The organism is Spirillospora sp. NPDC049652 (genome assembly GCF_040675125.1).
GTDB lineage: Bacteria > Actinomycetota > Actinomycetes > Streptosporangiales > Streptosporangiaceae > Spirillospora.
In genome coordinates, this window is record NZ_JBFAOF010000442.1 from 1 (window position 1) to 5,632 (window position 5,632).

Here is a 5,632-nt window from a genome sequence, read left to right on the forward strand (position 1 = left end):
GGCGGAACGCGACCTGGGTGACCAGGATCGGCGCGGTGGTCACCGCCGCCAAGTGGGCGGGGAAGAACAAGGTCGACCTGAGCGTCAAGTCCCCCGCGCTGGGCCAGACGCGCACCGTCCGGGTGCTGGTGCCGAACGGCTGGAAGGCCAAGACCACCCAGACCTGGCCGACGCTGTACGCGCTGCACGGCGGAAACGACACCTACGTCTCCTGGACGCGCAGCACCGACATCGCGACGGTCGCGCGCCAGTGGAACACGATCGTCGTGATGCCCGAGGGCTCCAACGGCTCCTACACCGACTGGTACAACGGCGGCCGCGGCGGGACCCCGCGCTGGGAGACCTTCCACACCAGCGAGGTCCGGCAGCTCGTCGAGCGGAACCTGCACGCGGGCGCCTCGCGGGCGATCATGGGCATCTCGTCCGGCGGGCAGGGCGCGATCACCTACGCGGCCCGGCACCCCGGGATGTTCAAGTCCGCGGCCTCCTACAGCGGCGTGCTGTCGATGCTCTCCCCGGGCATCCCGGCGCTGCTGCTGTACATCAACATGCGCTCCGGCACCAACCCGCTGGACATCTGGGGCGACCCGGTCACCGCCCGCGCGAACTGGGTGGCGCACGACCCGGCGTCGCTGGTGAAGCGGCTGGCCGGGACGCAGGTGCTCATCTCGTCCGGCAACGGCACCCCGGGCCCGCTCGACAAGCCCGGCAAGAGCCCGGTGGACATCGGCTACCTCAGCGAGACCCAGGTCCTGCGCGCCAACGGCGACTTCGTCACGGCGGCCAAGAACGCGGGCGTGCCGGTCAGGGCCGACTTCTACGGCGCGGGCTCGCACAGCTGGCCGTACTGGAAGCGCGAGATGCACAAGGACTGGGCCGACATCATGGCGAGCATCGGCGCCAAGCGCGCCTGACCCCGTCCGACGCCGCACCCGGCCGGTTCCCCGAGGGGACCGGCCGGACGTGTTCCTGCCCGCTCGTGCTGCGTGCCCCGCTCGTGCTGCGTGGCCCGCTCCTGCTGCGTGGCCCGCTCCTGCTTCCCGCCCGGCTCGTGTTCCGTGGGCCGTGTGTTCGTGGCTTGCTTGTGCGCGCCGGGTCAGATCGTCTGGAAGGTGTCGCGGTAGGGCTGCGGCGCGACGCCGACGACGCGGCGGAAATGCGGGCGTAGCGCGACGCCGTTGGCGAAGCCGACCTTCCGGGCGATCGAGTCGATCGGCAGGTCGGTGCTCTCCAGCAGCCGCTGCGCGTGCAGGACGCGCTGGGCCAGCAGCCACTGCAGCGGCGAGGTGCCGGTCGCGTCGCGGAACCGGCGGTCGAAGCTGCGCCGGCTCATGTGCGCGCGCTGCGCGAGGGCGTCGACGTCCATGGCCGGGTCGTGCAGGTTGCGGACGGCGTGCTCCAGGACGGGCGCGAGCGGGTCGTCCATGCCGGGCTCGGGAATCGGGTGCTCGATGTACTGCGCCTGTCCACCGGAGCGCTGCGGCGGGACGACCATCCGCCGCGCGATCGACGCCGCCGCCCGCGCCCCGGCCTCCCGCCGGACCAGGTGGAGGCACGCGTCGATCCCGGCGGCCGTGCCCGCCGACGTCACGATCGTCCCCTCGTCCACGAACAGCACGGCAGGGTCGACGCGCACCTTCGGGTACCGCTCGGCGAGCGCGGGCGCGAACCGCCAGTGCGTGGTGGCGCGGCGTCCGTCCAGCAGCCCGGCCGCCGCCAGGACGAACGCGCCCCGGCACAGCCCGACGATGGTCGCGCCGCCGGAGTGCGCGGCGCGCAGCGCGTCGAGCGCGTCCCCGGGCGGGTCCTCGTCGCCGAACCGCCAGCTCGGGACGATCACCATTCCGGCGTCGTCCAGCGCGTCCAGCCCGTGCGGCGCGTGCAGCACGAGCCCCGCGGACGTGCGGATCGGGCCGGGCTCGGCCGCCATGGCCCGCACCTCGAACGGCGTCTCGCCGCGCGGATCACTACCGAAGACGCTGAGCGGCACACTCGTCTCGAACATGGGCACGCGGTCGAACAGCACCACCGCGACCGTCCGGGGATCACGCATGGCCGGAATCTATCGCACGGTGGCTTTCTCGCCGCTCACGTCCGGGACGGCCCGCTCGGCAGGATCACGGACATGACGATCTCCATCACGGCCCTCGGCGGCCCCACCGCGATCATCGAGCTCGGCGGCCTGCGGCTGCTCACCGACCCGGCCTTCGACGAGCCCCGCGACTACGTCGTCGGCGGCAACCGCAAGGTGACCAAGACGGGACCGACGGCCCTCACCCCCGACGAGGTCGGCGCGGCCGACGCCGTCCTGCTGTCGCACGAGCAGCACCCCGACAACCTGGACGAGTCGGGCCGCGCGTTCCTGCCCCGCGTGCCGCTCGTGCTGACCAACGCGTCGAGCGCGGCGCGGGTGGACGGCGCGACGCCGCTCGGCCTGTGGCAGCACCACGACATCGCCCGCCCGGACGGCGGGACGCTGCGGGTCACCCGCGCGCCCGCGCTGCACGGCCCGGAGGGCGCGGAGGCCGTCACCGGCGAGGTCGCCGGGTTCGTGCTGACCGGCGACGGCCTGCCGACGGTGTACGTCAGCGGCGACAACGCCTCCCTGGACGTCGTCCGGGAGGTCAAGGAGCGGTTCCCGGTCATCGACGTGGCGCTGCTGTTCGCCGGGGCCGCCCGGACGATCCTGCTGGACGGCGCGCTGCTGACCCTGGACAGCGCGGGCGCGGCCGAGGCCACCCGGATCCTCGACGCGCGCCACACCGTCCCGCTGCACTTCGAGGGCTGGGCGCACTTCACCGAGGGCGGCGACCTGCTCACCAAGGCGTTCGCCGAGGCGGGCCTCACCGACCGGCTCACGCTGCTCACCCTGGGCGAGTCGGCCGTCCTCTGAGCGGCCGGCTCCCATGGGGAACCGGCGCTCAGCGGAAGGCCACGCTCAGCGGAAGGCCACGCTCGGCGGAAGGCCGCGGTCAGGCGGAAGGCCGCGCTCAGGCGGGGACCGGCCTCTCGGCGCGTCCGAGCGGCCGGACCCGCCGGGGCAGCGGGGCGGGCCGGGCGCGCACCGGCTCGTCGGTGTAGGCGTTGAGCGGCAGCCGGGTCAGCTCGCTGAGCCACGGCTCCACGATCGTCCGCTCGGCCGGACCGTTCAGCCCGGCCCGGGACAGGTGTCGCGAGAACCCGTTCACGTACTCCACAACAGCCCCTCTCCGCTCCCCCGCCGAACCGCCCGGCCGAGGGTGTTCCCCCACGTCACAAGGCAGACTCTAGGCGTCGCCTACGACATTTCCGGGGCCGCTCCGAGGGGCCGGAACGAGGCGTCAGAGCCAGCGGGCCACACCGCCGTGGTGCGAGCAGGTGCCGCGCCGGTGGGCGGAGAAGGAGAGCGACCCGTCCCGGCAGACCGCCGTCGCGCCGGACGGGTAGCGCGGTGTTCGCGGCTTCGGCTTCGGGGTCGTCCGGTGCGGACGCGGCGTGGACGGCTTCGGGCGGTGCGCCGACGGCATGGACGGCTTGGGCTTCGACGGTGACGACGGTCGCGGGGGCGGCGTCGTGCCCGTCCGGCCCGGACTCCGGGAGGGGGAGACCGGGGTCGGGGCCGTGCTCGCCGGGGACGTCGCGGACGGCGCGTCCGTCGGGGAGATCGCGGCCTCCGTCTTCGGGACCGCGCCGCAGCCGCCCGCCAGGACGGCGGCGAGCAGGACGCCCGCGAGCGGGACGGCGGCGGCGAACGGGACACCGGTGGGGCGCTTGCGCATGGACCACTTCCTCGGTGCGGGCGTGTCAGGGGAGGACGCCGCTCCGCCCGCACCGGTTCACAAGACGCCCGTTCCGGACATCCCCCCACCTCGCGGCTAGGGCCTGTTTCAAAGGGGCCTCAGCCACGCGCGCGAACGCGTTACCTGCCCGGTGGAGCGATGCCGAAGGCGAGCGGAACCGGGCAGATCGCGAAGCGATGCCGCGTTCGCCCAGGCACGGTCACGAAGCGAGCCGCCAGGCGAGCGCAGTGGGCCGGGACTTTGAAACACGGCCTAGTCCGGGCGAGGGGTGGGGCTTGTCGTGACGGCCCGCAGCAGCGGACGGCTCAGGGCGCTCGCGCCGAGGATGCCGCCGAAGCCGAGGACCACGAACGCCACGAGCGTGAACGCGCCGGACCACCCGAATCCCATCGCGAACGGGGTGGCGAAGAACAGGCCTGTCAGGACCGAGCCGCCGCCCATGACCAGCAGCGGGATGAGGGTCTCCTGGCGGCGGGCCTTGTCGAGCACCTCCAGCGGCGTCCCGGCGAGGCGCAGCATGGCGTAGGTCTGGCGGCGGTCCAGGACGGCGGACGCGCCGGTGATGCCCGCGCTGGTGATCGCGATCAGGAACGAGACGCCGAGGACGGTCAGCGCGCCCGTGCGCAGGTCGCCGAGCAGCCGTCCGGACGCGATGTCGGCGTCCGCCTCGGTGGTCGCGGTGTGGCCGGGGACCAGTCCGGTGAGGGCGGTCCGGGCGCGGTCGACCTCGGCCCGGCCGCCGTCCACGGCGGCCTGGAGGGTGGTGGCGTCCTTCTCCCGGTGCACGGTGACCTTGGCGGGCAGGCCGTGCAGCCGGTCCCGGGCCCGCGCTGCCAGGCCCTCCGCCGACGCGGCGGGCACGGTGATCTCCAGGCGGTCGGCGGAGCCGTGCCCGAGCGCGCCGGACGAGGGGTTCAGCAGCGCCAGGAAGCCCGCGACGAAGCCGGTGAGCGCGACGCCCGCGACGGTGCGCCAGGCCGAGCGCGGATCGTCCACCAGGCGGCGGCCGGCGAGCAGGCGCGCCGGTCCCCGCGCGGTCCCGGCGGCGATCCGGCCGAGCAGCGCGACGATCCACGGACCGACCAGGTTGATGCCGAGGAAGGCCAGCGCGAGGAACACCAGCAGCAGGACCAGGCCGATCCGGCCGAGGGACGTCAGGCTCCCGGCCATCGCGCCGAACACGACCACGATGGCCAGGAAGGCCAGCGGCCGGACGGCGCGCAGCGCGGGCGGCGTCTCGCGGCGGGCGACGCCGAGCGGGCTGACCACGACGCGGCGCAGCCCGGCGACGGCGCTGACCCCGACCAGGACCGGCACGGCGGCGAGGATGAGCGGCGTCCAGACGCCGGGCCACAGGTCGGCGGCGTACCAGGTGCCGCCCGCGATGGTGATCCGCGTGACGGCGGGCAGCGCGGCGGCGAACAGGGCGGTGCCGAGGACGGCCCCGGCGGCGGCCGTCAGCACGGCCTCGGCGGTGGTGATCGCCACGACCTGGCCGGGTGTCGCGCCGACCAGCCGGAGCGCGGCGAGCCGCTGGTCGCGGCGGGCGACGGTGAGCCGGGCCGCGGCCCCGCCGAACACCAGCAGCGGGACGACCATGAGCACCGAGGCGATCGCGGCGAGCACCTGGTAGATGAACGCGTTGGCGGACTGCGAGCCGGTCGCGTAGCGGTCGATGCGGGTCGGGGACTCCACGTTGTCCACGGCCGTGTTCTCGGAGCGGACGGCGGTCATCTCCGGGTCGGACGCGGCGCGTCCGTCCACGGCGACCCGATCGCCCGGGTAGATCGGGAGAGCGTCGTGGTGGGGCAGAGGGTTGTGTGTTAGGTGTTGATGTAGGTGGGGGGCGGGTC

General features: G+C 74.5%; 6 protein-coding genes. 2 read left to right on the top strand and 4 right to left on the bottom strand.

Annotation, left to right across the window (positions count from 1 at the left end; genetic code table 11):
* The coding region (locus AB0J52_RS24615) for an alpha/beta hydrolase (RefSeq protein ID WP_500184502.1) at window positions 1-914 on the top strand (914 nt) is incomplete at its 5' end.
* A 182-nt stretch (window positions 915-1,096) separates the two neighbouring features.
* Here the strand turns inward: AB0J52_RS24615 and AB0J52_RS24620 are convergent.
* Window positions 1,097-2,053: a GlxA family transcriptional regulator gene (locus AB0J52_RS24620; protein ID WP_500184504.1), complete on the bottom strand. Its 957-nt coding sequence runs from the start codon at window positions 2,051-2,053 to the stop codon at window positions 1,097-1,099.
* A gap of 72 nt (window positions 2,054-2,125) precedes the next feature.
* Between AB0J52_RS24620 and AB0J52_RS24625 the strand changes: the two genes are divergently transcribed.
* Window positions 2,126-2,893 (top strand): MBL fold metallo-hydrolase, encoded by a 768-nt coding sequence (locus AB0J52_RS24625; protein ID WP_500184505.1) that lies wholly within the window; start codon window positions 2,126-2,128, stop codon window positions 2,891-2,893.
* Window positions 2,894-2,990: 97 nt separating this feature from the next.
* On the opposite strand, the gene AB0J52_RS24630 is transcribed toward AB0J52_RS24625, so the two are convergent.
* The 3 genes from AB0J52_RS24630 to AB0J52_RS24640 all read right to left on the bottom strand — a co-directional run.
* Window positions 2,991-3,197: a hypothetical protein gene (locus AB0J52_RS24630; protein ID WP_500184506.1), complete on the bottom strand. Its 207-nt coding sequence runs from the start codon at window positions 3,195-3,197 to the stop codon at window positions 2,991-2,993.
* Window positions 3,198-3,320: 123 nt separating this feature from the next.
* The gene (locus AB0J52_RS24635; protein WP_500184509.1) at window positions 3,321-3,758 is read right to left on the bottom strand and encodes a DUF3761 domain-containing protein; all 438 of its coding nucleotides are present in this window, start codon (window positions 3,756-3,758) and stop codon (window positions 3,321-3,323) included.
* A 273-nt stretch (window positions 3,759-4,031) separates the two neighbouring features.
* The coding region (locus AB0J52_RS24640) for an FtsX-like permease family protein (RefSeq protein ID WP_500184510.1) at window positions 4,032-5,632 on the bottom strand (1,601 nt) is incomplete at its 5' end.

What these genes read in the sequence shown, in the direction of transcription:
- AB0J52_RS24620 (WP_500184504.1), bottom strand. Translation starts at nt 2,053, where the DNA reads ATGCGTGATCCCCGGACGGTCGCGGTGGTGCTGTTCGACCGCGTGCCC.
- AB0J52_RS24635 (WP_500184509.1), bottom strand. Translation starts at nt 3,758, where the DNA reads ATGCGCAAGCGCCCCACCGGTGTCCCGTTCGCCGCCGCCGTCCCGCTC.
- AB0J52_RS24625 (WP_500184505.1), top strand. Translation starts at nt 2,126, where the DNA reads ATGACGATCTCCATCACGGCCCTCGGCGGCCCCACCGCGATCATCGAG.